At 48.4% G+C, this 26735-nt stretch carries 26 protein-coding genes and 4 tRNA genes; 18 read left to right on the forward strand and 12 right to left on the reverse strand.

Going from position 1 to position 26735, the window contains the following annotated elements; all coding sequences use genetic code 11:
- Window positions 1-13 precede the first annotated feature (13 nt).
- The 9 genes from serC to lapB all read left to right on the forward strand — a co-directional run bounded on the left by serC (window position 14) and on the right by lapB (window position 10799).
- Window positions 14-1144: a 3-phosphoserine/phosphohydroxythreonine transaminase gene (gene serC / locus MJO57_RS13685; protein WP_252026062.1), complete on the forward strand. Its 1131-nt coding sequence runs from the start codon at window positions 14-16 to the stop codon at window positions 1142-1144.
- On the forward strand, window positions 1144-2229 hold the full coding sequence (gene pheA / locus MJO57_RS13690) for a prephenate dehydratase (protein WP_252026064.1): 1086 nt from the start codon (window positions 1144-1146) through the stop codon (window positions 2227-2229). Before serC ends, pheA begins: the two co-directional genes overlap by 1 nt.
- A gap of 188 nt (window positions 2230-2417) precedes the next feature.
- Entirely contained in the window at window positions 2418-3524 is a 1107-nt protein-coding gene (gene hisC, locus MJO57_RS13695) for a histidinol-phosphate transaminase (protein WP_252026066.1), read from the forward strand.
- A gap of 27 nt (window positions 3525-3551) precedes the next feature.
- Window positions 3552-5969: a bifunctional prephenate dehydrogenase/3-phosphoshikimate 1-carboxyvinyltransferase gene (locus tag MJO57_RS13700; RefSeq protein ID WP_252026068.1), complete on the forward strand. Its 2418-nt coding sequence runs from the start codon at window positions 3552-3554 to the stop codon at window positions 5967-5969.
- Window positions 5960-6661 (forward strand): (d)CMP kinase, encoded by a 702-nt coding sequence (gene cmk, locus MJO57_RS13705; RefSeq protein WP_252026070.1) that lies wholly within the window; start codon window positions 5960-5962, stop codon window positions 6659-6661. The genes MJO57_RS13700 and cmk overlap by 10 nt, the downstream gene beginning before the upstream one ends.
- A gap of 253 nt (window positions 6662-6914) precedes the next feature.
- Window positions 6915-8594, forward strand: a complete 1680-nt coding sequence (gene rpsA / locus MJO57_RS13710) for a 30S ribosomal protein S1 (protein WP_252026072.1) — start codon at window positions 6915-6917, stop codon at window positions 8592-8594.
- A 365-nt stretch (window positions 8595-8959) separates the two neighbouring features.
- Window positions 8960-9259, forward strand: coding sequence for an integration host factor subunit beta (gene ihfB, locus MJO57_RS13715; protein WP_252027027.1), 300 nt, complete (start codon window positions 8960-8962; stop codon window positions 9257-9259).
- Window positions 9260-9274: 15 nt separating this feature from the next.
- The gene (locus tag MJO57_RS13720; protein ID WP_252026073.1) at window positions 9275-9634 is read left to right on the forward strand and encodes a LapA family protein; all 360 of its coding nucleotides are present in this window, start codon (window positions 9275-9277) and stop codon (window positions 9632-9634) included.
- Window positions 9627-10799, forward strand: coding sequence for a lipopolysaccharide assembly protein LapB (lapB, locus tag MJO57_RS13725; protein ID WP_252026075.1), 1173 nt, complete (start codon window positions 9627-9629; stop codon window positions 10797-10799). The genes MJO57_RS13720 and lapB overlap by 8 nt, the downstream gene beginning before the upstream one ends.
- 97 nt (window positions 10800-10896) lie before the next feature.
- Here the strand turns inward: lapB and MJO57_RS13730 are convergent.
- Both MJO57_RS13730 and MJO57_RS13735 read right to left on the reverse strand, forming a co-directional pair.
- A tRNA-Asn gene (locus MJO57_RS13730) sits at window positions 10897-10972 on the reverse strand.
- Between the two features lie 85 nt (window positions 10973-11057).
- The gene (locus MJO57_RS13735) at window positions 11058-12206 is read right to left on the reverse strand and encodes a pyridoxal phosphate-dependent aminotransferase (RefSeq protein WP_252026077.1); all 1149 of its coding nucleotides are present in this window, start codon (window positions 12204-12206) and stop codon (window positions 11058-11060) included.
- A gap of 368 nt (window positions 12207-12574) precedes the next feature.
- Between MJO57_RS13735 and uvrB the strand changes: the two genes are divergently transcribed.
- Both uvrB and MJO57_RS13745 read left to right on the forward strand, forming a co-directional pair.
- Window positions 12575-14584: an excinuclease ABC subunit UvrB gene (gene uvrB / locus MJO57_RS13740; RefSeq protein WP_252026078.1), complete on the forward strand. Its 2010-nt coding sequence runs from the start codon at window positions 12575-12577 to the stop codon at window positions 14582-14584.
- 81 nt (window positions 14585-14665) lie between these two features.
- A tRNA-Val gene (locus MJO57_RS13745) sits at window positions 14666-14741 on the forward strand.
- An 80-nt stretch (window positions 14742-14821) separates the two neighbouring features.
- Here the strand turns inward: MJO57_RS13745 and MJO57_RS13750 are convergent.
- The 5 genes from MJO57_RS13750 to MJO57_RS13770 form a co-directional block, all read right to left on the reverse strand.
- Complete coding sequence (locus MJO57_RS13750; RefSeq protein ID WP_252017330.1) at window positions 14822-16336, reverse strand: IS66 family transposase; 1515 nt, start codon at window positions 16334-16336, stop codon at window positions 14822-14824.
- Window positions 16337-16421: 85 nt separating this feature from the next.
- Complete coding sequence (locus MJO57_RS13755) at window positions 16422-16640, reverse strand: hypothetical protein (RefSeq protein ID WP_252026080.1); 219 nt, start codon at window positions 16638-16640, stop codon at window positions 16422-16424.
- A 513-nt stretch (window positions 16641-17153) separates the two neighbouring features.
- Complete coding sequence (locus MJO57_RS13760) at window positions 17154-17861, reverse strand: transposase (protein WP_252026092.1); 708 nt, start codon at window positions 17859-17861, stop codon at window positions 17154-17156.
- Window positions 17849-18142: a hypothetical protein gene (locus MJO57_RS13765; RefSeq protein ID WP_252026094.1), complete on the reverse strand. Its 294-nt coding sequence runs from the start codon at window positions 18140-18142 to the stop codon at window positions 17849-17851. Before MJO57_RS13765 ends, MJO57_RS13760 begins: the two co-directional genes overlap by 13 nt.
- Window positions 18139-18474, reverse strand: a complete 336-nt coding sequence (locus MJO57_RS13770) for a hypothetical protein (RefSeq protein WP_252026096.1) — start codon at window positions 18472-18474, stop codon at window positions 18139-18141. Before MJO57_RS13770 ends, MJO57_RS13765 begins: the two co-directional genes overlap by 4 nt.
- A 210-nt stretch (window positions 18475-18684) precedes the next feature.
- On the opposite strand from MJO57_RS13770, the gene MJO57_RS13775 reads away from it, so the two are divergent.
- From MJO57_RS13775 to MJO57_RS13795, 5 genes are all read left to right on the forward strand, one after another.
- Window positions 18685-20199 (forward strand): IS66 family transposase, encoded by a 1515-nt coding sequence (locus MJO57_RS13775; RefSeq protein WP_252017330.1) that lies wholly within the window; start codon window positions 18685-18687, stop codon window positions 20197-20199.
- A complete protein-coding gene (locus tag MJO57_RS13780; protein ID WP_252026098.1) occupies window positions 20189-20347 on the forward strand; it encodes a hypothetical protein in 159 nt (52 codons plus the stop codon). Before MJO57_RS13775 ends, MJO57_RS13780 begins: the two co-directional genes overlap by 11 nt.
- Window positions 20344-20544 (forward strand): DNA-binding transcriptional regulator, encoded by a 201-nt coding sequence (locus MJO57_RS13785; protein WP_252026100.1) that lies wholly within the window; start codon window positions 20344-20346, stop codon window positions 20542-20544. The genes MJO57_RS13780 and MJO57_RS13785 overlap by 4 nt, the downstream gene beginning before the upstream one ends.
- Window positions 20545-20957: 413 nt before the next feature.
- On the forward strand, window positions 20958-21173 hold the full coding sequence (locus tag MJO57_RS13790) for a hypothetical protein (RefSeq protein ID WP_252026102.1): 216 nt from the start codon (window positions 20958-20960) through the stop codon (window positions 21171-21173).
- A gap of 283 nt (window positions 21174-21456) precedes the next feature.
- Window positions 21457-22971 (forward strand): IS66 family transposase, encoded by a 1515-nt coding sequence (locus tag MJO57_RS13795; protein WP_252017330.1) that lies wholly within the window; start codon window positions 21457-21459, stop codon window positions 22969-22971.
- A 168-nt stretch (window positions 22972-23139) separates the two neighbouring features.
- Here the strand turns inward: MJO57_RS13795 and MJO57_RS13800 are convergent.
- From MJO57_RS13800 to MJO57_RS13820, 5 genes are all read right to left on the reverse strand, one after another.
- Window positions 23140-23216, reverse strand: a tRNA-Arg gene (locus MJO57_RS13800).
- An 18-nt stretch (window positions 23217-23234) separates the two neighbouring features.
- Window positions 23235-23311: transfer RNA gene (locus MJO57_RS13805), tRNA-Pro, on the reverse strand.
- Window positions 23312-23422: 111 nt separating this feature from the next.
- On the reverse strand, window positions 23423-24937 hold the full coding sequence (locus MJO57_RS13810; RefSeq protein ID WP_252017330.1) for an IS66 family transposase: 1515 nt from the start codon (window positions 24935-24937) through the stop codon (window positions 23423-23425).
- A 474-nt stretch (window positions 24938-25411) separates the two neighbouring features.
- Window positions 25412-25597: a hypothetical protein gene (locus tag MJO57_RS13815; RefSeq protein ID WP_252026104.1), complete on the reverse strand. Its 186-nt coding sequence runs from the start codon at window positions 25595-25597 to the stop codon at window positions 25412-25414.
- A 43-nt stretch (window positions 25598-25640) separates the two neighbouring features.
- Window positions 25641-25946, reverse strand: coding sequence for a hypothetical protein (locus tag MJO57_RS13820; RefSeq protein ID WP_252026105.1), 306 nt, complete (start codon window positions 25944-25946; stop codon window positions 25641-25643).
- Between the two features lie 49 nt (window positions 25947-25995).
- Between MJO57_RS13820 and MJO57_RS13825 the strand changes: the two genes are divergently transcribed.
- On the forward strand, window positions 25996-26448 hold the full coding sequence (locus tag MJO57_RS13825) for a transposase (protein WP_252026107.1): 453 nt from the start codon (window positions 25996-25998) through the stop codon (window positions 26446-26448).
- Window positions 26449-26452: 4 nt separating this feature from the next.
- Window positions 26453-26734, forward strand: a complete 282-nt coding sequence (locus MJO57_RS13830) for a hypothetical protein (protein WP_252026109.1) — start codon at window positions 26453-26455, stop codon at window positions 26732-26734.
- Window position 26735 lies beyond the last annotated feature (1 nt).

Here is a 26735-nt window from a genome sequence, read left to right on the forward strand (position 1 = left end):
AGAGGGTGTCATTGTGAATCCTTGTGTTACCGATGGTCTAAATGATGTTCTGGCGCAACTGGATAGCCGCGCTTACAACTTTTCAGCCGGGCCTGCACCGATTCCTCATGAGGTGCTTCAGCAAGCTCGGGATGAAATGATGAACTGGCAGGATGTGGGTGCTTCTGTGATGGAAGTCAGCCACCGTGGCAAGGAGTTTCTCGCGGTTGCCCATGAGGCAGAAAAAGACCTGCGTGAACTGTTGAAGATACCGGGTAATTATCAGGTGCTTTTTCTTCAAGGTGGTGCCCGGGGGCAGTTTGCGGCTGTGCCATTAAACCTTAAAGGCGATAAAACCTCTGCTGACTATGTCAACAGTGGTCACTGGGCTCAATCGGCCATCAAGGAAGCCCAGCGCTATCTGGATGTGAATATTGTCGCTGATGGTAAGGCCAGTGCCTTCAATGCCATGCCTGCCGAAGACCAGTGGCGGATAAGTCACGATGCTGCTTATTTGCACTATACCCCCAATGAAACCATCGGTGGGCTGGAGTTTTCATTTATTCCCGAGACCGGTGATGTTCCGTTGGTTGCGGATATGTCGTCCAATATTCTTTCGGGTCCCCTTGATGTTAGCCGGTTTGGAGTGATCTACGCCGGTGCCCAGAAAAATATTGGTCCGGCGGGTTTGACCGTGGTGATTGTGCGTGATGACCTGCTGGAGCGCAGTTCATTGATCTGCCCTGCGGTGCTGGATTATAAGCTGCAGGCTGGCAATGGCTCCATGTATAACACGCCACCGATTTTCGCCTGGTATCTTGCAGGCCTGGTCTTCAAATGGCTGAAAAAGCAGGGTGGGCTTGAAGCGATTAACGCACTCAATGAACGTAAGGCTACCAAGCTGTATGCTCAGATTGATGGCTCCGGTTTTTATCAGAATCCGGTGGCTCCGCAATGGCGCTCCCGTATGAATGTGCCTTTCACGCTGATCAGGCCAGAGTTGGATGCGACCTTCCTTGCCGAGTCTGAACAGGAAGGCTTTCGTTACCTGCAAGGTCACAAGGCCGCAGGTGGTATGCGGGCAAGTATCTATAATGCAGTACCAGAACAGCATGTGGATACGCTTATTGATTTCATGAAAGAATTTGAACGGCGGTACGGATAATGGCGAAAGAGAAGCTGGGGCAGTTGCGAATTCAAATTGATTCACTGGATCAGCAAATCCTTGACCTGATCAGCGAGCGTGCGCGATGCGCCCAGGAAGTGGCCCGTGTAAAAACAGACGCTGACCCCTCTGCTGTGTTTTACCGGCCTGAGCGTGAAGCTCAGGTGCTTCGTAAAATAATGAAGAAAAATAATGGGCCCCTGAATGACGAAGAGATGGCCCGTCTGTTTCGTGAAATCATGTCAGCCTGTCTGGCGCTTGAGGAACCGGTCAAGGTTGCCTTTCTGGGGCCTGAGGGTACGTTTACCCAACAGGCATCGCTGAAACACTTTGGTCATTCTGCCGTCTGTGTGCCGATGGCGGCTATTGATGAGGTGTTCCGGGAAGTGGCTGCCGGTGCCGTCAACTATGGTGTGGTTCCGGTTGAGAACTCCACTGAAGGTGTCGTTAGCCATACGCTGGACAGCTTTATGGACTCTTCACTGAAAATCTGTGGTGAAGTGGTTCTGCGTATCCATCAGCATATGATGATTTCAGAAAACACCCGACGGGATCATATTACTCGTATTTACTCCCATGCTCAGTCATTTGCCCAGTGTCGGAAATGGCTGGATTCCCACTGGCCAATGGCTGAACGGGTTGCAGTAAGTTCTAATGCGGAAGCGGCCAAGCGGGTCAAGGGCGAGTGGAATTCGGCGGCCATTGCCGGTGATATGGCGGCAGAAATGTATGGCCTGGAAAAGATTGCTGAGAAAATTGAAGATCGTCCGGATAACTCAACCCGGTTTCTGATCATTGGTAATCAGCCGGTTCCGCCCAGTGGTGATGACAAAACGTCGGTTGTCATCAGTATGCGTAACCAGCCCGGTGCGCTCCATGCAATTCTAGAGCCTTTTCATGTGCACAATATTGACCTGACACGGGTTGAGACCCGTCCATCCAGAACCGGAATCTGGAACTATGTGTTCTTTGTGGATTTTGAAGGACATCAGGAAGATCCTGTGGTCAGAAAGGTGCTGGAAAAACTCGGTGAACGGGCTAATGATCTCCGTGTGCTTGGTTCTTATCCTAAAGGCGTTGTCTAGGCCGACCGAGAATAGACTGCCATCCTCGCTGTGGGTGCTATTCCCGGTCAGCCTCCCGGTGGTGTGCTTTCATTCTGAACTCAACTCAATGATAAAAATAATTTGTCTTGGTCCCGGAAGTTGCTTGCAATCGTTATGACGCAATAACGCATTGAGATGATCTTCCTAATATCTTGCGGAGTACAAATATGTCCTGTAATTTTCTGGAGCTGGCGGTACCCGGAGTAAAAGAGATGAGCCCTTATCAACCAGGCAAGCCTATAGAGGAACTTGCCAGGGAGCAGGGCTTAAGGGTTGAGGATATTGTCAAACTGGCCAGCAATGAGAACCCTCTGGGTCCGCCGCCTTCAGCGTTGCAAGCCATGACCGAATCTCTTGTCGAACTGGCCCGCTATCCTGACGGCAGTAGTTATCTGTTAAAGCAGGCCCTTGCGGAAAAATTGCGGGTTGCACCTGAACAGCTCACGCTGGGTAATGGATCAAATGATGTCCTGGTGCTGCTCGCCGAGTCATTTCTGGATACAAATAGCTCTGCTGTTTTTTCCCAATATGCGTTTGTTGTTTATCCCCTGGCTGTTAAAGCGGTGGGGGCTGAAGGTATTGTAGTTCCAGCGCTTAACTATGGTCATGATCTGGATGCCATGGCTGAGGCTATTCAGGAAAATACCCGAATGGTTTTTCTGGCAAATCCTAATAATCCGACAGGTACCTGCTTCAGCGAACAGGGATTGTTTGGTTTTCTTGGTAAGGTGCCGGAAGATGTCATTGTTGTCCTTGATGAAGCCTATTTTGAGTATGGGCTGGGTGGTGATCTGCCTAATGGTAGTGAATTGCTTGACCGCTATTCCAATCTGGTGGTTACCCGAACCTTTTCCAAGGCTTACGGGCTGGCAGGGGCGCGAGTCGGTTACTCGATATCTAACCCTGATATAGCGGATGTGCTGAATCGTTTAAGGCAGCCATTTAACCTGAATCTTCCTGCCCAGGCTGGTGCGATGGCGGCTCTTGGGGATGATGCTTATCTGCAGCAGTCCATTGCGATTAATCAGCAGGGTATGAAGTACCTTGAGCAGGGGTTGGCTGGTCTTGGGCTGGACTGGATTCCTTCATCGGCTAATTTCGTTACGGTTGATTTCAAACGAAATGCCATGCCGATCTATGAAGGTTTGTTGTCAAGAGGCGTTATTGTCCGGCCTGTCGCCAGTTACGGTATGCCTGAACATCTTCGTATCTCAATTGGCCTGCCGGAAGAGAATCGTCGCTGTCTGGACGCGCTGGGCCAGATTCTGGCATAAGCTGCTTCCGTCGTAAGGAGTGCGTTGGTGAAAACAGTTGATACACTGCTGGTGGTTGGGCTGGGACTGATCGGGGGATCTTTTGCGGCGGCGGTAAAATTGGCCGGGGCATGCCGGCAAGTGTATGGTTACGATCTGAACCGAACCTCGCTGGAAGAGGCGCAGGCGCTCGGGATCATCGATTATGGCTGCGAAAGCCTTGCCGAGGGCGTCATGGCTGCTGACCTGATTATGCTGGCTATTCCCATGCTGGCAATGAAGCCTGTTCTTGAGCAGCTTTCTCTGTCGTTTGCCGGTTTGCCTGCTGAATTGCCTGTTCAGAAAGTAGTTACGGATGCCGGATCCAGTAAAAAAGCACTGCTTGATGCTGCACTTGAGGTATTTGGAGGGGTTCCCACCTGGCTGGTACCCGGTCATCCAATAGCAGGGTCGGAAAAAAGTGGTGTCGGTGCCGCAAAAGCTACCTTGTTTCAGGCCCACGATGTGATCCTGACCCCGTTGGAAAATACCAACGCCCTGGCACTGGAAAAAGTCAAGCTGCTCTGGGAGGCCTGCGGGGCAGTGGTCACCCGTATGGACCCCTGTCATCATGATGAGGTTCTGGCAAAGACCAGCCATCTTCCCCATTTCCTGGCATTCTCACTGGTGGATACATTGGCCGGGAATCCGGATAATCAGGATATTTTCCGGTTTGCTGCGGGCGGCTTTCGGGATTTTACCCGGATCGCTGGCAGCGACCCTATTATGTGGCATGATGTTGCGCTGGGAAATGATCAGGCAGTGTTGCAAGCACTGGATCAGTTTACCGAAGGTCTTCAGGTGCTCCGACAGGCGATTGTCCAGAAGGACAGCCAGTCGCTTCTGGGGGTATTCAGTCGTGCGCAATCCGCACGTCAGCACTTCTCTTCTCTTCTGGAGAGCAGGAAGCAGCGCGTGAAGTCGTTGCCTGAATCTGTCATGGTTTGCAATGGTTTTTCGGGTTCTGTACTGGTTGAGGACGAAGATACAAAACAAGACGCTATGGGCAGTATGAAAGAGAGTACACAGACGTTTATTGCTCGCCCCGGAGGATCTATCTCCGGTGACTTGCGTGTTCCCGGGGATAAGTCGATTTCTCATCGATCCATCATGTTGGGTGCGCTGGCAGAAGGGGAAACGGTTATAGAGGGGTTTCTTGAAGGCGAAGATGCTCTGGCAACGTTGAAGGCTTTCCGTGATATGGGGGTTCAAATTGATGGGCCTTATCAGGGGAAGGTAACCATACAGGGAGTCGGCATGTATGGTCTCAAGCGTCCGGAGGGACCAATGTATCTGGGCAATGCCGGTACGGCGATGCGTCTGATGGCAGGATTGATGGCCGCCCAGTCCTTTGATGTCACACTGACAGGTGATCATTCCCTATCAGGTCGGCCGATGAATCGAGTGGTGGATCCTCTTCGTCAGATGGGGGCAATCATTGAGACGGCAGAGGGCGGTCGTCCCCCGCTCAAGATCAGTGGCGGTGCCCGGCTGAAAGGTATTGAATATCATCTGCCCATGGCTTCTGCCCAGGTGCAATCCTGCCTGTTACTGGCTGGCATGTTCGCCGAAGGTGAAACGGTGACGGTTACGCCGGGTATTGTCCGTGACCATACCAACCGTATGTTGGAAGGATTTGGATACCCGCTTTCCTGTGCAGAAATTATCAGTGGTGAAAATGGTAGCGATATCGCCACAGATATCGCCACAGATATCACGACGATAGTTGCACTCAAAGGTGGTGGCAAACTGACGGCGACCCGAATTGATGTTCCGTCCGATGTGTCTTCAGCCGCGTTCTTCATGGTGGCGGCGTCAATAGCAGAGGCGTCAGAGCTCCGGCTTTCCCACGTGGGAATGAACCCGACACGTTCCGGTGTGATTGAGATTCTGCAGCTGATGGGGGCGGATATTACGCTTGAAAATGAGTCTGTTGTCGGGGGAGAGCCAGTGGCTGATCTGGTGGTGCGCTCTGCTCAGTTGAAAGGTATTGATATTCCCGAGCGCCTGGTTCCCATTGCTATTGATGAATTTCCGGTGCTTTTTATTGCAGCCGCCTGTGCAGAAGGCAGAACGTTGCTGACCGGTGCCCGTGAGCTTCGGGTAAAAGAGAGTGATCGAATTCAGGCAATGGCTGATGGTCTCATTGCCCTGGGCATTGATGCTCAGCCACTGCCTGATGGTATGATGATTAACGGTTCCGGTGATTCCCTTTCCGAACAGCGGGTGAAACCTGTATTCAACGGCGGCACTATTGACAGTCATGGCGATCATCGTATTGCCATGTCATTCGCCGTGGCAGCTCTGCGGGCAAAGGATGATATTCGCATTCTGGATTGTGCAAATGTGGCGACATCATTCCCGGATTTTGCAGGTCTGGCAAATCGAGCCGGTATGCGTATTGTGGTTAAAGGTAAATGTCAGTGAATGAGTCTCAGACACCAGTGACAGTGGTCACCATTGATGGTCCCAGTGGGTCTGGCAAAGGAACGATTGCTGCGCTTCTGGCCGGGGAGCTTGGCTGGAAGCTTCTGGATAGTGGTGCGTTGTATCGGTTAACCGCCCTGGCGGCAATGAATCATGGGGTCGATTTTGCCGATGAGTCATCCCTGGAGGTTTTGGCGGGCCATCTTGATGTTCAGTTCTTACCATCAGAAACCGGCGCAGGTCTGACCATTATTCTCGAAGGAGAGCGGGTGGGTGCAAGCCTGCGAACGGAAGAGGTGGGTGCCATGGCATCAAGGGTTGCAGCGCTGCCGGGTGTTCGGGCTGCTTTGTTACAAAGGCAGCGTGACTTTGCCGAACTGCCGGGGCTGGTGGCCGATGGTCGTGACATGGGGACGGTTGTGTTTCCTGATGCTGCGCTGAAAGTCTTCCTGACAGCCAGTGCTGAAGAGCGGGCAAAAAGACGTTATGACCAGTTGCATCAAAAAGGGATTGATGCTAGTTTTGATCGCCTTTTGGCAGATATTCAGGCCAGAGATGAGCGAGATAGCCAGAGGGCTGTAGCACCGCTCAAACCTGCCGATGATGCCATCATTCTTGACAGTACCCGAATGAGTATCCAAGAGGTATTCAACAAGGTGCTGGAACAGATGCGCCTGAAAGGTCTTTTTTAGGAATGTTCAGGTGCGTGGAAGTGGGCTTTCCACTTCAATAGGTCAGAGTACGTTTGTAGGCGGTACTCAACATTTTTTTTGGAGGTTCGTTTCTGGCGTAAAGCCAGCATTGCAGAATCGGACCTGATTAAAGTAACCCACTCCGGCTGGCGGTGTGGATGACAACCAGTGTACGTTATCCGGTTATCATTGGCTGGTTTTTTGCTGATAAGGCAGAGACTTTGCAGATGCGTACACTGTCACAGGAAAAATCATGAGCGAAAGCTTTGCAGAACTGTTTGAAGAGAGCCTGAAAGAAATCGAAATGAAGCCAGGCGCCATTGTCAGTGGTGTGGTGGTTGATATCGACAGCGACTGGGTAACTGTTCACGCTGGTCTGAAGTCTGAAGGTGTTATTCCCAAGGCTCAGTTCCAGGATGAGAACGGTGAACTGACCATCGCTATTGGTGATGAAGTCCAGGTAGCCCTGGACGCGGTAGAAGACGGTTTCGGTGAGACCCGTCTGTCCCGTGAAAAAGCCAAGCGTATGGAAGCCTGGAAGGAACTGGAAAAAGCCTTCGAAGCTGAAGACGTTGTTAAGGGTGTTATCAGTGGTAAAGTCAAGGGTGGCTTCACTGTTGACGTGGCAACTATCCGTGCGTTCCTGCCAGGCTCTCTGGTAGACGTTCGTCCGGTTCGCGACACAGCGCACCTGGAAGGCAAAGAGCTTGAGTTCAAGGTTATCAAGCTGGACCAGAAGCGTAACAACGTGGTGGTTTCCCGTCGCAGTGTTCTGGAAGCTGAAAACAGTGCTGAGCGTGAGCAGCTGCTGGGCTCTCTGCAGGAAGGTCTGGAAGTTAAGGGTATCGTTAAGAACCTGACTGACTACGGTGCCTTCGTTGATCTGGGCGGCGTCGACGGCCTGCTGCACATCACTGACATGGCCTGGAAGCGTATCAAGCATCCTAGCGAAATCGTTAACGTTGGTGACGAAATCAACGTTAAGGTTCTGAAGTTTGACCGTGACCGTAACCGTGTATCCCTGGGTCTCAAGCAGCTGGGTGAAGATCCATGGGTTGCTATCACCAAGCGCTTCCCTGAAGGTGCCCGTGCTTCTGGCCGCGTAACCAACCTGACTGACTACGGCTGCTTCGTTGAGCTGGAAGAAGGTGTTGAAGGTCTGGTACACGTTTCTGAAATGGATTGGACCAACAAGAATATTCACCCATCCAAGGTTGTTAACCTGGGTGACGAAGTTGAAGTTCAGGTTCTGGACATTGACGAAGAGCGTCGTCGTATTTCTCTGGGTATCAAGCAGTGCAAGACCAACCCATGGGAAGACTTCTCCGGCTCCTTCAACAAGGGCGACAAGCTGGCTGGTAAGATCAAGTCTATCACTGACTTCGGTATCTTTATCGGTCTGGACGGTGGTATCGATGGTCTGGTTCACCTGTCTGATATCTCTTGGAACGAAACCGGTGAAGAAGCTGTTCGTCAGTACCGTAAGGGCGACGAAGTAGAAGCGGTTATCCTGGCGATTGACGCTGAGCGTGAGCGTATCTCCCTGGGTATCAAGCAACTGTCCGAAGACCCATTCAATGCCTACGCTGGCCTGAATGAAAAAGGTTCTGTTGTTAAGGGTATTGTTAAGGAAGTCACTGCCAAAGCGGCTGTTGTCGAGCTGGCGGAAGATGTTCTGGCTACCCTGAAAGCTTCTGAAATCAGTGTTGACCGCGTTGAAGACGCAACTAACGTTCTGAAAGAAGGTGAAGAAGTCGAAGCTCGTATCATCAGCATCGACCGCAAGAACCGCAATATCAGCCTGTCGATCAAAGCGAAAGACCAGGCCGATGAAAAAGCAGCAATGAAAGAGCTGCGTACCAAGCAGGACGAAGAAGCTGCTGGTCCGACCACCATTGGTGATCTGATCAAGGCTCAGATGGAAGGCAAGTAATCCATCTTCTTGCTGATAGCACTCAAGACGCTTTTTGTTCTTGTTGTCCTTAAAAGCTGTCCTTGAGAGTAGAAAAAAAACCGCGAGTGCTCCTGTCTCGCGGTTTTTTTTTGATCGACAGGCTGTATGAGTCAGTCCTTGTGTTTCAGTGTTTGCATGTGGTGTTACTTACCAGGGATACCGGGTAACAGGCATTTTTATGAAATATGTGGGCTAATCAAAGGGTTGCTTGATTTCTTAGTGTGGGTTAGCTAGTGTAGAAGCTGTCTGATTATTGAAGGCGCTTTTGAACAATAAGCGGTGTCTATCAAGGTCTGCAGGACCTTTTAGACATTCCGGGAATGGCAGGGAAAGGAAAAACGACGATGACCCGGTCTGAATTGATTGAGCGGATTGCCCAGTTGCAACCTCAGCTCTCTATCAAGGATATTGAGTTGGCGGTAAAGGCTATCATTGAACAAATGTCCAATTCGCTGGCCAATGGCGAGCGAGTTGAGATCAGGGGGTTTGGTAGCTTCTCCCTTCATTATCGTGCCCCCAGAGTAGGGCGTAACCCTAAAACCGGTGATGCAGTAAGTCTTGATGGTAAATATGTTCCCCATTTCAAGCCGGGCAAAGAGCTACGGGAAAGGGTGAATCGCGGCTTACAGGCTGAAGCGGATTGATCGTGAAATAAGTTTATGGCTGACTATGAGTTGCCTCTTGTCAAGAGTGGTTTTGCGACAATAGTCGTATGGATCAAGCGTCTTTTGGTTTTGGCATTGTTTGTTGTTCTGCTGGTGCTTTTTGTCAACTTTACTCTGTCCAATACCGAGCAGATCAGTCTTGAAATGGGTGGATTAACAATTCCGGCAGTAAGCAGTTCCACGCTGGTGATGGTACCCTTTGTGCTGGGTGGTTTTGCCGGCTTGCTGGTATCTTTGATGCTTGTTATTCGTTTGCGACTGGCTAATGCCAGTCTGAGAAGAAAGCTTGCCCGGCGTGATGCCGAACTTAAGAAGTTGAGATCCAGTGCCCTGAAAGGGTTAACGGATGCCTGATATTGCGTTATTGGGCCTTATTCTAGTGGCTATCGTCATTGGTTACTTTCTGGGGGGGCGTGAACAGAAGAGAAGACTCATGGGTAGCTCTGGACAGCTTTCTAAAGATTATTTTGTTGGCCTGAACTATCTGATTAACGAACAGACCGATGAGGCTATTGATGTTTTTATCAAAGCCCTGGATATCAATAACGACACAGTGGATACCTATCTGGCGTTGGGAAGTTTGTTCAGTAAGCGTGGAGAGGTTGAGAAATCAATCCGCGTTCATCAGGACCTGCTCGCTCGCCCAAGCTTGACATCAACCCAATCCTTTCAAGTTCAACTGGCGCTGGCTTTTAATTACTCTTCTGCCGGATTGCTGGATCGTGCAGAGTGCATTCTGATTGACTTGAGTCGTCAGAATCATGAGCTTAAAGATCAGGCTTTACAACAATTGCTTAAGGTTTATGAGCAGGAGCGGGAGTGGGCAAAGGCTGCAGATGTTGCAGAAAGGCTGAGACGAACCCAGGGTGAGTATTTCGCTGAAATTCTGGCTCATTATTATTGCGAGCAGTGTCAAATAGCGCTTGATCAGAATGATCGCGTGGCAGCTCGTCGTTTCATTCGTCTGGCGTTTTCCCGGGATAAAAACAGTGTCAGGGCCAGTCTTTTGCTTGGTCAAATGGAGTTTGATGAAGGAGCATACAAGGAAGCAATTAAAGTGTTGCAGAGAATATTGGTTCAGGATATCAGCTTCATGCCGCTTTCTCTTCCATTGTTGGAAAAATCCTTTGAGCATGTAGGAAGTATGCGAGGGTTTGGGGCTTATCTTGGTCGCTGCCTGAATGAACGACCCGGTACTGCCATCATTATCGCAATGACTCGTCTTTTGCTCAGGGAGTCCGGGGAGTCCCAGGCTGTTAATTTTTTAACAGCCCAACTTGAACGTCGTCCTACGCTGAGAGGGCTGAATGAACTGATTGATCTTCGCCGTCAGTTTCAGGGGGACTTGCCGGACAATGTGTTGGCATTGATTCAGCGTCTTATGGATAGGATGCTTGAACTTAAGCCTGTCTTTTCCTGTGGTCGTTGCGGGTTTTCCGGTAAAAAAATGCACTGGCAATGTCCCCGCTGTCATTGTTGGGGGACTGTAACCCCTATTCAAGGGTTTGAGGGGGAGTAGTCTGGAGAGTGCTAAGTTTTTTACATTGTGAACTGCTTAATGGTGTAAGCAGTAAATGTAGAGGATGTGAAGAAGAGGCGTGAATTAATAGACTGATTGGCTCCCCGAGCTGGACTCGAACCAGCGACCCAATGATTAACAGTCATTTGCTCTACCAACTGAGCTATCGGGGATCAAGAATTTAATAAATGATACCTTTCCTAATGTACCTGTCAAGTTATTGAGTACCAGACACTGGTACTCAGTATTGATAACCGATCAGGCCAGAGTCGCCTGTAGTCTGTCCAGAGCTTTCTCAAGTGCCTCATCGCTGGTGGCAAACGAGAGTCTCATGCAGCCATCAGAGCCAAAGGCTGATCCGGGAACCATGGCAACGCCTTTCTCCAGAAAGAGAGCCGCAAGATCGGTATCCTTCTCAAAGCCCAGTTTTTTCATGGCTTCGCTGAAATCGGCAAAAGCATAGAAAGTTCCGTCACCTTCGATAGCACTGACGCCCGGTAGCTGATTCAGTCGGCCTACCACGTAGTCATGGCGTTTTTTAAATACCTTGAGCATATCTTTCACGCAATCCTGAGGCCCATTCAATGCGGCAACCGCTGCTGCCTGGGCGATGGAACAGGGGTTGGAGGTGCTCTGTGACTGGATCTTTTTCATGCTCTTGATGAGCCACTCAGGCCCGCCAGCATAACCAATACGCCAGCCAGTCATGGAATAAGCCTTGGACACACCATTAAGAACAATCGTACGATCATAGAGTTCCGGGCAGGCCATAAGAATGTTACAGAAGGGATCTTCGGTCCAGAGGATATGCTCATACATATCATCGGTTGCCACCATTACATCAGGGTACTTTTTAAGTACTTCACCCAGTGCTTCGAGCTCTTTGCGGTTATAAGCGGTTCCGGTTGGGTTGGAGGGGCTGTTAAGTACAACCAGTTTGGTTTTGTCAGTTATTGCTGCTTCGAGTTGTGCGGGCGTGATTTTGAAGCGGTTTTCCAGACCGGCTTCCACGATAACCGGCACACCCTCGGCGATGACAACCATGTCCGGGTAAGATACCCAGTAGGGGGCTGGAATAATGACTTCATCGCCCTTGTTCAGCAGCGCCAGGGCCAGGTTGAAGAAACTCTGCTTGCCGCCGCAGGAAACCAGAACCTGGTTGTGGCCATAGTCAAGGTCGTTATCACGCTTGAATTTGTCAATAATTGCCTGTTTCAGCTCGGTGGTTCCATCCACGGCAGTGTATTTTGTTTTCCCTTCGGCAATGGCTTTGACCGCTGCCGCTTTAATGTGTTCCGGAGTGTCGAAATCGGGCTCTCCGGCACCCAGGCCAATAATGTCATGTCCGGCAGATCTCAGCTCTGCAGCCTTGGCGGTGACCGCCAGCGTAGGAGATGGTTTGACCATTTGCACGCGTTGGGATGGATGACCAGTCACAGTTTTCCTCGTTTATGGTTGTAACACTTATGGGTCGTAACACTTACGGGTCGTAACACTAAAAATTATAATGATATTTGTCTTTCGCTATTGACCGGAGAAATTCGCTGGGTGGCATCGTGCCTGGTGAGCCAATGGAAGCATCTGTGCTGGTTTGGTTAGACTCCCTATGGCGGAAACTATCTATCAATACCTGTACTATAACGGTGACAGGTAGCGAGTATCCGTCGTGCGAACAACAAAAGGCATCATACACAATACAGTGTTCTGTTGACATCCGTTTGTCGGTTGCTGTCGGTAAAAAAATTTCTGCTCCAGATGGAAGAGTTGGCCTTGGCATGAGTCGATTGTTTAAAGTTTCTTCCCGCTTCAGTCCTGCGGGTGATCAACCGGTTGCCATTGAGCAGCTGGTCAAGGGCGTTGATGCAGGCCTTGCCTGTCAAACACTGCTGGGTGTGACGGGCTCCGGCAAGACATTTACCGTTGCCAATGTGATCGAGAAAATACAGCGGCCGACGATCATCATGGCTCATAACAAAACATTGGCAGCGCAGCTCTATGGTGAGTTTAAGGAATTCTTTCCAACGAATGCCGTGGAGTATTTTGTTTCCTACTATGACTATTACCAGCCAGAAGCTTACGTACCCACTTCAGATACCTATATTGAGAAGGATGCGTCGGTCAACGAACATATTGAACAGATGCGCCTCTCTGCGACCAAGGCCCTGATGGAACGGCAGGATGCGATTATTGTGGCAACGGTGTCAGCCATCTATGGTTTGGGTGATCCACAATCTTATCTTAAAATGATGATGCATCTGGACCGTGGCGATAGGGTTGATCAGCGAACCATTCTGCGTCGTCTTGCAGAATTGCAGTACACACGAAATGACGCTGATTTTCGACGGGCAACTTATCGTGTTCGGGGCGATGTTATTGATATCTTCCCGGCAGAATCGGAAAAAGATGCCATTCGTCTGGAGCTGTTCGACGATGAACTGGAAGCCATCAGTGAATTTGATCCGCTGACCGGTGAGGTGTTGAGAAAACTGCCCCGGGCGACGATCTATCCAAAAACGCACTATGTCACGCCCCGGCAGACGATTCTGGATGCAGTGGAAGCCATTAAGATCGAGCTGGTCGATCGGCTCAGGGTTTTGCGCGATAACAACAAGCTGGTGGAAGCTCAGCGCCTTGAACAACGGACGCAGTTTGATCTGGAGATGATGATTGAGCTGGGTTACTGCACCGGTATTGAGAATTATTCCCGCTATCTCTCCGGCAATAAACCCGGAGAAGCGCCGCCAACGCTGTTCGATTATATTCCGGATAATGCCTTGCTGGTGATTGATGAGTCCCATGTTACTGTGCCGCAAATAGGCGCCATGTATAAAGGAGACCGTTCCCGAAAAGAGACACTGGTTGAGTATGGTTTCCGGCTTCCTTCTGCCCTCGATAACCGGCCATTAAAGTTTGAGGAGTGGGAAGGGCGGCGGCCGCAGACTATTTTTGTTTCTGCGACACCGGGTAAGTATGAAGAAGAGAATCAGGGACAGGTGGTTGATCAGGTGGTCAGGCCTACCGGGCTGGTGGATCCGGAGATTGAGGTACGCCCGGCAACCACCCAGGTGGACGATCTGCTGATGGAGATTCATAAAACCGTTGCTAAGGAGGAACGGGTATTGGTCACAGTGCTCACCAAGCGCATGGCAGAGGATTTAACAGAATTCCTGCATGAGCAGGGTGTGCGTGTGCGCTATCTTCACTCCGATATCGATACCGTGGAGCGTGTGGAGATTATCCGTGACCTGCGTATCGGTGCCTTTGATGTGTTGGTGGGGATCAATCTGCTTCGGGAAGGTCTTGATATGCCAGAGGTCTCACTGGTCACTGTTTTGGACGCTGATAAAGAAGGTTTCCTTCGCTCTGATCGTTCATTGATCCAGACCATTGGTCGTGCCGCCCGAAACATCAATGGCCGGGCGATTCTCTATGGCGACCGGATGACCGGCTCCATGGAGCGTGCAATCAACGAGACTGACAGGCGTCGCAAAAAGCAGATTGCCTATAACAAGAAATACAACATTACGCCTAAAGGTGTCTTCAAATCGGTTGCCGATATTCTCGAGGGGGCTGTTGTGCCCGGGCGTAAAAAAGGCAGCAAAGCCCAGAGAGTGGCTGAGCCTAGAACTGAGTATCAGGTTCCCATGACGCCTGAAACCATGGCGGCAACGATTAAGAAGCTGGAGGCAAAAATGATGGAGCATTCCCGTAACCTGGAGTTTGAACAGGCTGCTGCTGTCCGGGATGAAATGGCCTTGCTTCGTGAGCAGGTCTTAAAACACTGAGAGTAGGTATTTTCCCTGTTGGAATTACGCCGATTGGAGTGTTGCATTTTTTAGCTGCATTGATAATATATGCGTCAATTCAGTCGGTTAGCTCAGTTGGTAGAGCACCACCTTGACATGGTGGGGGTCGCTGGTTCAAGTCCAGTACCGACTACCAATTCTACGTTTAATTGTTCATAGTCAATTTTATCCCAATCCGGTTTTGCTGGTTGCTCCTTGTTATTAAGAATAATGTAACTATTCAGCACTGAGCAAAGGCATATTACAGTAATTCCGAACAGCTCTATGAAGTGATTGATATATGTCCATTCCCTGTTTTCTGGCAGACGACAAATAGCTGCGAATCCGTGCAAACATAGAACCACCGTCTGCACTCCTGAAGCAGCCTGAGATTTTCTGCTTTAACTTGGCCATTCGAACATCCCGCTCACTGCCATTGTTATCGAAGGGAATGGTAAAATCTGACATGAAGCGCAGTGTCTCAGCCTTGAACTCAGTGAGTCGTTTGAAGAGATTGTAAGCTTTAGTATTCTTGACTTTCTTGCGCTTAAGCTCCTCTCGTTGCTTCTCCATATAGACGACTTCTTTCATTAGAGCCCGCTGAAGCAACCGGTCATAAATCTTCTCGATTCGTTCACAGACAACACTTGGCATCTGTAGCATACCTATGGTCTTAAAGCCCTTGCAGTAATGCCAGGAAAGCCTCAGTAGCTTCATCAATCGCAACGCCAGTTGATTGCTGTCCCTATCAACAACACCCAAAAGCTCCCTCAGGTGATGGGCATTGCAAAGTACGTGAGTTGCCGCATATGCAAAATAGGATTTCCAATGATCATGAACCAGAACGCCTGCAAATGTTAGCAGTATGCCCATCGTGTCCATGGCCTCACGACCTCGCTTTTCAGACAAGTAGTAGAGCGTCCATTGTTCATCCCGCATAACGTGTAGCCAGTGCAAAGAGCCCTCGGCCCGCATACCCGTTTCATCGGCTCCGGCAACAGACGATTCCCGCAAGGCGTCACGAATAACCTCTTCAGTAGAAGCCAGATTTTCATAGGTTCTGGCCACAAAATTGGCGACAGTGCCTGCACTTACACTCATTTTATAGAGAGTATTAAAATACTCTGACACGCGCTTAAAAGGCAGGAAATGGTATTGGTTAAGATAGACGGCCATAGCCTGTGTGGCTGAGCCATATTGTGCGGCAGCGGTAACACCTTCCGGGAATTCAGCCTGATTCCGACAACCACAAGTGCAGATTTTTACTTCAGCTCTATGGGCCGTTACTTCAAATTCACCCGGTCTCCCTGGTTCAAACACCTGTCGTTCAATATATTTGACCGGCTCACTATCAAGAAGAGACGCCTGACATTTATTGCATTCTTTAACCGGAAGGTACTCAATATAGTCAGGGATATCGACCTGTTTAAGACAAGTGCCCTGATGCCCTTTCTTTCCACCGGCTTTATTACCAGAAGACTGTCTCAGACTTTTAGGATTGGGTTTTTCATCCGATGGATCGGTACCTTTATCTGCGGAAAGGTCGTCAGAATGATCTGGAGAATTACTGTTTTTACAAGGTTTTTGATAACCATCAGACGATGGCGGCTTGCTGCTGTTTTGACTGTTCTTGCCAACCTTTTCTTCCAATTCTCGACATCGCTCTTCCAGACAGGCAACTCTCATCCGCAGCTCTGCATTCTCTTTCAAGAGAATCTCAGCCGACATAGTTGCGGGTAGTTCTGGAATCATGCTGGCGAATATTGTGGAAAAATGGTGCTTAAGAGGATGGTATAAAAATCAGAAAATTCCAGATTTATGTGGGGGTGCTGAACAGTTACAGAATAATTTCTTTTTTTGGTGACTCTTCCATTCCCGTTGGTTGATACCACTTGGCGTCCAGGGCTTTGAGTATTTTACCACTGTCGTCCTTTGTATCAACCAGCCAGCCTGATGGGCAATCGATGGAGCGATAGCAGCGGATGACTGTTCTGAGGCGGTTTTTCTGAACCGGATAAAAATGGGTGGTCACCTGGTCTCCAGGTTGAAAAGGCATTTTCATGGCAGACTTCTGATATTTACCTGGTTTCGTAATCGAATTCACACGGTGTTGTAGTGACTGCAAGGCTAATTTTTGAGAACGCAAACAATGTAACCGGTTTCTGAACGGCATTCCATAAGGATGAAACCAAGCATTACATTCTTTGGGAACTATTCATGTTTAGACTATTCAGCCTGTTTGCGCTGAGCAGTTTAGCCATGGTGACTCCAGGCTCGGCATTGGCTTATGACTCTCCACCGCTTGGTTAATGAGAGATAAATGTCGTTTATTGTGGAGGCAAGGTCAAACATAATAACCTTAATTCCCGCTTAAGAATGGATAGCTGATCGGATACTCTGTACCAGAAGCAAATTTGTACAGTTTTCATACAGGGTCGATAAAATGCTATCCAAATCAGCTCGTATTCATGGTGCAACCTGTGTGTTTTGCGTTCAATTATCACCCTTTAGGTAAAGCAGGGCTCCACAGCACTCTGTGTTATTCGTCAAGTCGGCAATCTTGGACTGATCAGCTGCAAATCGGCGGAGGCTTCATGTCCAGCCTGTTGCTGATCTCCAACAGCCATCCAAGATCTGCAGCCGTTTTGACGAACCACAATGTCCACTTTTTACCGCTATAGGTTAACCGGCCCACTGACCGGATCACTTTCCTGATCAGCGGGCGAATACCATGTCTTCTCTCTTTCTCTGGCAAAGCCTTGTACTGCAAAGCTCTCAGTAAAATCTGTGCCATTTGACCACAGGCGTAAAAAGCCTGATTGGCGTGAAATGAGCGACAGGGTGGATGGTGCAAATCCAGATCAATCAGTGGACCTTTCTGGGCATTCTCCTGCCCCTGCTTCTCCCGGTGGCGACGCACCAGTTCTGCCAACGGCAGATCAGAGCGGCTGACCAGTATCACTGAGTAGCGGGGCACTGCCAGCCACTGTTTTCCGTCATGCCAGCGGCGGGTCACGACATACGTCTGCTGACGGTTCCACCCGGCAGGCTGGTGATAAGACAGGATCGCCTCTTCTGTGTTGTCACTGCGGATAGGCGTCCAGGCACTTTTGGGTAAACCCTCAATACAATCGAGTACTGGACGGCAGTAGTTGTCATTGGTGACGCTGATAGAGAAGTCCCACGGACGGGCTTCAAACCATTCCACAATCTGTTTTCTGTAGTAGGCATTGTCCATTCTGGCCCAAACGGGGATGTCGTCACTCACCAAAGGCACGACATCATTCTCAAGCTGCTCTTGCCAGCCATAACAAACGTCAGAAGCCCCGGGTTGAGGCGGGCACTGGCCCACAGGTGCCCGATAAAAATACTGTGGAGCCAGTACTGCCGACTGCCGCTGTAGCCGACTTTAGCTTCCTGAAACAGATGGCCATCCACCTCAATCTCCGTTCCATCAAGAAAGATCGGAAGGTAACTTTTCTCCTTAACGACGTGTTCAATAACATCGGGGGCTACCTGTCGGCAGAGATCACGAATAACGCCGTACAACGCCTTCACAGAATCGGCCTTGAACCGGGAAAGTACTCTCCCATTCGCCTTGAGCCTCTGACATCTTCGAGGCCAAGCAGACTGACGGTTGGCCTGTCTTTTTGCAGAATATCCATATCAGAAAGGTGTCCGTTACCCGCACAAAAGTTGTAAATCAGTCCCAGCAGGCTGTCTTTATCATCACAACCTCGGTTACGTTTTTTGAGCTGGATATGGGTTGATAACTGCTCAGGTAATTTGAAACGACGGGCAAGGCGGGCGATAAAAAGAGCCCCAGCCATACCGGTTAGTTTAGCGTCAGTGAATTCGATCTCGATTTTTTCAGGCTTGGGAATTATCATCGTACTGCGTCCCTGTGTTGCACCTCGCAGGTGCTTCGTTGTTTGCACAGATATTTTACCTGAACAGCACAGAGGGCGCTCCTTCCAGCCGACACAGCCTTTCATTTTCAAATCATTAAGCGTAACTGTTCAGCACCCCCACATAAATCTGGAATTTTCTGATTTTTATACCATCCTCTTAAGCACCATTTTTCCACAATATTCGCCAGCATGATTCCAGAACTACCCGCAACTATGTCGGCTGAGATTCTCTTGAAAGAGAATGCAGAGCTGCGGATGAGAGTTGCCTGTCTGGAAGAGCGATGTCGAGAATTGGAAGAAAAGGTTGGCAAGAACAGTCAAAACAGCAGCAAGCCGCCATCGTCTGATGGTTATCAAAAACCTTGTAAAAACAGTAATTCTCCAGATCATTCTGACGACCTTTCCGCAGATAAAGGTACCGATCCATCGGATGAAAAACCCAATCCTAAAAGTCTGAGACAGTCTTCTGGTAATAAAGCCGGTGGAAAGAAAGGGCATCAGGGCACTTGTCTTAAACAGGTCGATATCCCTGACTATATTGAGTACCTTCCGGTTAAAGAATGCAATAAATGTCAGGCGTCTCTTCTTGATAGTGAGCCGGTCAAATATATTGAACGACAGGTGTTTGAACCAGGGAGACCGGGTGAATTTGAAGTAACGGCCCATAGAGCTGAAGTAAAAATCTGCACTTGTGGTTGTCGGAATCAGGCTGAATTCCCGGAAGGTGTTACCGCTGCCGCACAATATGGCTCAGCCACACAGGCTATGGCCGTCTATCTTAACCAATACCATTTCCTGCCTTTTAAGCGCGTGTCAGAGTATTTTAATACTCTCTATAAAATGAGTGTAAGTGCAGGCACTGTCGCCAATTTTGTGGCCAGAACCTATGAAAATCTGGCTTCTACTGAAGAGGTTATTCGTGACGCCTTGCGGGAATCGTCTGTTGCCGGAGCCGATGAAACGGGTATGCGGGCCGAGGGCTCTTTGCACTGGCTACACGTTATGCGGGATGAACAATGGACGCTCTACTACTTGTCTGAAAAGCGAGGTCGTGAGGCCATGGACACGATGGGCATACTGCTAACATTTGCAGGCGTTCTGGTTCATGATCATTGGAAATCCTATTTTGCATATGCGGCAACTCACGTACTTTGCAATGCCCATCACCTGAGGGAGCTTTTGGGTGTTGTTGATAGGGACAGCAATCAACTGGCGTTGCGATTGATGAAGCTACTGAGGCTTTCCTGGCATTACTGCAAGGGCTTTAAGACCATAGGTATGCTACAGATGCCAAGTGTTGTCTGTGAACGAATCGAGAAGATTTATGACCGGTTGCTTCAGCGGGCTCTAATGAAAGAAGTCGTCTATATGGAGAAGCAACGAGAGGAGCTTAAGCGCAAGAAAGTCAAGAATACTAAAGCTTACAATCTCTTCAAACGACTCACTGAGTTCAAGGCTGAGACACTGCGCTTCATGTCAGATTTTACCATTCCCTTCGATAACAATGGCAGTGAGCGGGATGTTCGAATGGCCAAGTTAAAGCAGAAAATCTCAGGCTGCTTCAGGAGTGCAGACGGTGGTTCTATGTTTGCACGGATTCGCAGCTATTTGTCGTCTGCCAGAAAACAGGGAATGGACATATATCAATCACTTCATAGAGCTGTTCGGAATTACTGTAATATGCCTTTGCTCAGTGCTGAATAGTTACCTCGGCTTTATCGCCATAGCCATGCTGGCCGCTAACCGGATCAGTGTTCAAATAAAACCTGGTGACAGTTACCTGGTTTATGAGTTTCCAAGATGGGCTGACGCTCCCTGGTTTGTTATCGATACAAGGGAGACAGAGCAGTGACCGTTGATGAACTGAAAGCAGCCCGGGCAACACTCGGGCTGACCCAGAACAAAATGGCGGATGTTATGCGTACCGGGTTACGCCAGTATCAGAAATGGGAAAATGGAGAGGCTCCCATCCGGCCAATAGTCGCTCTTACTGCTGAATTACTGATAACCGTGGCTGGAACCGAGGCAGGAAAAAAGTTTGGGGTTTGATGGCTCCAATGACTCAAAGCTCCCGATCTGGGAGCTTTTTTTGTGGATTTTTTGATCAAAAAAGGGAGCAAAACACTTGATCAAAATATCTAATATGGATATAACAGCTTTGCTTTCTTAGGCTAGGAGCTACGGAGATGGGCAATATGGATCTCAATTATTGCCGCCGGACAAAGTGCGACACCAACCTTGATTAAGGAGTTGATAAAAGTGTTATGAAAGCAGCCCGATCACTGATCGGGCTTTCAACCCCCCATTGATAATAATATCCATTTTGGATATAGTTATTTTGCAATTTGGAGATTCTAAATGATCAATCAAAATACTGAGCAAAGTATGAAGCCAAAAACCTTGTTTTATATCGCTCTTACCGTGTCACTTGTCAGTCTTGTTTTTGGATATTGGATTGCACAATGACACCAAAAGCTTTTGCAGATGCCCTAATCCGTCTTGGTGTTTCCAGACAAAAAGATGCGGGCGCTTTTTTATGTGTGTCCCAATCAAGAGTGTCTGAATACCGCAACGGCAAACGTGAAATACCGGAATATATTGAGGCCAGCATTCAAGCCCATTTAATGCTCTCGGAAGATCAGCTAACAACACTGAAAAAATTGCGAGGCATTAGTTAAACAAAAACTCCTTGTCCAGAATTGCGGGTCTTGAGACCCGCATTTTTTTCATCTGATGAATCGAAAATCCTACAAAATTTATTTTCTAATTTTGAACCAACGTATGCATGAAAATAATGTTTGCCAGCCAAGATCTATCCAAAAAAAATCACTCCTCACCACACTCACACTTTAGGGCTTTTTGAACATTTTTTGTAACTGTTCAGCACCCCCACATAAATCTGGAATTTTCTGATTTTTATACCATCCTCTTAAGCACCATTTTTCCACAATATTCGCCAGCATGATTCCAGAACTACCCGCAACTATGTCGGCTGAGATTCTCTTGAAAGAGAATGCAGAGCTGCGGATGAGAGTTGCCTGTCTGGAAGAGCGATGTCGAGAATTGGAAGAAAAGGTTGGCAAGAACAGTCAAAACAGCAGCAAGCCGCCATCGTCTGATGGTTATCAAAAACCTTGTAAAAACAGTAATTCTCCAGATCATTCTGACGACCTTTCCGCAGATAAAGGTACCGATCCATCGGATGAAAAACCCAATCCTAAAAGTCTGAGACAGTCTTCTGGTAATAAAGCCGGTGGAAAGAAAGGGCATCAGGGCACTTGTCTTAAACAGGTCGATATCCCTGACTATATTGAGTACCTTCCGGTTAAAGAATGCAATAAATGTCAGGCGTCTCTTCTTGATAGTGAGCCGGTCAAATATATTGAACGACAGGTGTTTGAACCAGGGAGACCGGGTGAATTTGAAGTAACGGCCCATAGAGCTGAAGTAAAAATCTGCACTTGTGGTTGTCGGAATCAGGCTGAATTCCCGGAAGGTGTTACCGCTGCCGCACAATATGGCTCAGCCACACAGGCTATGGCCGTCTATCTTAACCAATACCATTTCCTGCCTTTTAAGCGCGTGTCAGAGTATTTTAATACTCTCTATAAAATGAGTGTAAGTGCAGGCACTGTCGCCAATTTTGTGGCCAGAACCTATGAAAATCTGGCTTCTACTGAAGAGGTTATTCGTGACGCCTTGCGGGAATCGTCTGTTGCCGGAGCCGATGAAACGGGTATGCGGGCCGAGGGCTCTTTGCACTGGCTACACGTTATGCGGGATGAACAATGGACGCTCTACTACTTGTCTGAAAAGCGAGGTCGTGAGGCCATGGACACGATGGGCATACTGCTAACATTTGCAGGCGTTCTGGTTCATGATCATTGGAAATCCTATTTTGCATATGCGGCAACTCACGTACTTTGCAATGCCCATCACCTGAGGGAGCTTTTGGGTGTTGTTGATAGGGACAGCAATCAACTGGCGTTGCGATTGATGAAGCTACTGAGGCTTTCCTGGCATTACTGCAAGGGCTTTAAGACCATAGGTATGCTACAGATGCCAAGTGTTGTCTGTGAACGAATCGAGAAGATTTATGACCGGTTGCTTCAGCGGGCTCTAATGAAAGAAGTCGTCTATATGGAGAAGCAACGAGAGGAGCTTAAGCGCAAGAAAGTCAAGAATACTAAAGCTTACAATCTCTTCAAACGACTCACTGAGTTCAAGGCTGAGACACTGCGCTTCATGTCAGATTTTACCATTCCCTTCGATAACAATGGCAGTGAGCGGGATGTTCGAATGGCCAAGTTAAAGCAGAAAATCTCAGGCTGCTTCAGGAGTGCAGACGGTGGTTCTATGTTTGCACGGATTCGCAGCTATTTGTCGTCTGCCAGAAAACAGGGAATGGACATATATCAATCACTTCATAGAGCTGTTCGGAATTACTGTAATATGCCTTTGCTCAGTGCTGAATAGTTACCATTTTTTGTTCTTTTATGTGGCTGGGGCCAAGACTGCCAAGACGGAAATCCGGTGACACTATTGTGACATTTCCGGCTTTAGAATGGCCTGTGACACTCATGTGACACTGAAAAAGAAAAACCCCTGAAGCCGTTGATTTCTCTGGGCTTCAGGGGTTTATGTTGGCGCACCCGGCAGGATTCGAACCTGCGACCATCCGCTTAGAAGGCGGATGCTCTATCCAACTGAGCTACGGGCGCTCTAATTATCTTACTGTCTGGTCGGGGTAGAGAGATTCGAACTCCCGACATCCTGCTCCCAAAGCAGGCGCGCTACCAGACTGCGCTATACCCCGAAATCTTCCATCCACTTCCGGAAAAGCCCAAAGCGTTCTGCTGGTCGATGTCGACGAATACTACTCACATGTATGGCTCTCGTCAATTCCTTAAGTCCCGCTTAATGGTAACTATTCAGCACTGAGCAAAGGCATATTACAGTAATTCCGAACAGCTCTATGAAGTGATTGATATATGTCCATTCCCTGTTTTCTGGCAGACGACAAATAGCTGCGAATCCGTGCAAACATAGAACCACCGTCTGCACTCCTGAAGCAGCCTGAGATTTTCTGCTTTAACTTGGCCATTCGAACATCCCGCTCACTGCCATTGTTATCGAAGGGAATGGTAAAATCTGACATGAAGCGCAGTGTCTCAGCCTTGAACTCAGTGAGTCGTTTGAAGAGATTGTAAGCTTTAGTATTCTTGACTTTCTTGCGCTTAAGCTCCTCTCGTTGCTTCTCCATATAGACGACTTCTTTCATTAGAGCCCGCTGAAGCAACCGGTCATAAATCTTCTCGATTCGTTCACAGACAACACTTGGCATCTGTAGCATACCTATGGTCTTAAAGCCCTTGCAGTAATGCCAGGAAAGCCTCAGTAGCTTCATCAATCGCAACGCCAGTTGATTGCTGTCCCTATCAACAACACCCAAAAGCTCCCTCAGGTGATGGGCATTGCAAAGTACGTGAGTTGCCGCATATGCAAAATAGGATTTCCAATGATCATGAACCAGAACGCCTGCAAATGTTAGCAGTATGCCCATCGTGTCCATGGCCTCACGACCTCGCTTTTCAGACAAGTAGTAGAGCGTCCATTGTTCATCCCGCATAACGTGTAGCCAGTGCAAAGAGCCCTCGGCCCGCATACCCGTTTCATCGGCTCCGGCAACAGACGATTCCCGCAAGGCGTCACGAATAACCTCTTCAGTAGAAGCCAGATTTTCATAGGTTCTGGCCACAAAATTGGCGACAGTGCCTGCACTTACACTCATTTTATAGAGAGTATTAAAATACTCTGACACGCGCTTAAAAGGCAGGAAATGGTATTGGTTAAGATAGACGGCCATAGCCTGTGTGGCTGAGCCATATTGTGCGGCAGCGGTAACACCTTCCGGGAATTCAGCCTGATTCCGACAACCACAAGTGCAGATTTTTACTTCAGCTCTATGGGCCGTTACTTCAAATTCACCCGGTCTCCCTGGTTCAAACACCTGTCGTTCAATATATTTGACCGGCTCACTATCAAGAAGAGACGCCTGACATTTATTGCATTCTTTAACCGGAAGGTACTCAATATAGTCAGGGATATCGACCTGTTTAAGACAAGTGCCCTGATGCCCTTTCTTTCCACCGGCTTTATTACCAGAAGACTGTCTCAGACTTTTAGGATTGGGTTTTTCATCCGATGGATCGGTACCTTTATCTGCGGAAAGGTCGTCAGAATGATCTGGAGAATTACTGTTTTTACAAGGTTTTTGATAACCATCAGACGATGGCGGCTTGCTGCTGTTTTGACTGTTCTTGCCAACCTTTTCTTCCAATTCTCGACATCGCTCTTCCAGACAGGCAACTCTCATCCGCAGCTCTGCATTCTCTTTCAAGAGAATCTCAGCCGACATAGTTGCGGGTAGTTCTGGAATCATGCTGGCGAATATTGTGGAAAAATGGTGCTTAAGAGGATGGTATAAAAATCAGAAAATTCCAGATTTATGTGGGGGTGCTGAACAGTTACAAGCCGAGAACAACCCATAAAAACGATTTCATCATATCCTCCTTAACCAGAGCAGGGCATCCTTGCCCTTGAGGTTATTGGCCGGTCATATCAAGGTTAATTTCCATATCCTTCACCTTGATACTCAGTGACAAGTCCGAGTCACTGAGGGCGGCGATTAGTGCTAATGCAATGATCACCTTGCCAATCCTGCCTAACCTCGCTAACCTATCGTCTCTCATATAGGATTAGCCCTTCTGGCCAGCGCCCCTGTTGACCGGAGCCGGCGTCCAAGGTTGCCGCCTTGGATGGTTGTCATTATGCGCCCTTAAGGCGTAATATCAATAGTTTATTGCCTGAAATTCAAAAAAAATCCCTTATTTCGGGAGTTTTTTGTTTTTGCTAATCACGGCCAATAAGGATTTTTTACCCAGTCCTCAATCGGTATTTTGAATTGATCGTACAAAGTACCCATGGCATCAATCAGGCTGAAAGGGTAGCGGTCATCATAGAACCAGATATTTGCCATAAACTTGGCCAGATACATCTCACCAGTGCTCATGGTGCCTAGCCGGGTTTCAAATGCTTCCAACCGGATTTCATGGTTTACTTGATCCCATAAAGGTTTCAAATAATCAAACTGATTGACGACACTGTAAAACTTTTCTTTGTCCGTCATCATAAACCAGCCCCTTGCAGATCATCCCATGCAGATCATCCCATTTAGCCCCGGAGCGCATGATTTGCTTAATAGATTCCTCTTTATCATCCCAGCTGAATTTCCCCCAGTATCGTTTGGGAATGGGTTCCTGAAGCCTGCAATCTGGACAGCCCAGATCCAGACAAACCACAAAAGCGAAGTTCTGTCCCTGGCAATGATGAACCCGTAAAAAACAGCGGGAATCCTGATCATCAAAAACCATATTGTTCAAGTCATTCATAACTTTCACTCATGTTACGCACTTGACAAAATCTGCCATGCTGTAACGCGTGAAAAAAGAACTGTTTGAACTCTATAGTGATTATCTTCTGTCTTCCTTTGGCAAAACGACAGCAACTCAATTGTCATCACTTGTGGACGGGGCGTACAGTCATGATCAAATAACCCGCCTGCTATCTCGCAACCATTTTGATAGCAAAACGCTCTGGCAATATGTAAAACCTGTCGTAAGACAAGTAGAAAAGAACGACGGTGTACTTATTGTTGATGACACCATACAGGAGAAACAATATAGCGACGAAAATGACCTCATAGCCTGGCACTTTGATCACGTATTTGGTCGATCGGTTAAAGGAATTAACCTACTCAACCTCGTTTACCATGTTGGTGATATCTCTCTGCCTGTTGCCTATCAACTGATAGAAAAGCCAATACAGTACACTGATTTAAAGGCCAAAAAGGTTAAGCGTAAAGCTGAAAAAACCAAGAAAAACCAAGAATGAGTATATGCGTGAGATGTTGAAGGTTAGCTGTAACAACCAACTACAATTCAAGTATGTCCTCACTGATAGCTGGTTCAGTTCAAATGAAAATATGATGTATATACGACACGATTGCGACAAGCATTTTGTCATGGCCTGCAAGTCCAATAGAAAGGTTTCATTAAGCGAGGAAGAGAAAAAACAAGGGCGTTCGCAGCGCATAGATTCCGTTGATTTTTCAGAAGAAAAGCCAATCAAGGCCTGGTTAGCAGGTGTGGATTTTCCCGTGCTTATCTACAGGCAATAGG

The sequence above is a fragment of the Endozoicomonas sp. SCSIO W0465 genome, assembly GCF_023716865.1.
GTDB lineage: Bacteria > Pseudomonadota > Gammaproteobacteria > Pseudomonadales > Endozoicomonadaceae > Endozoicomonas.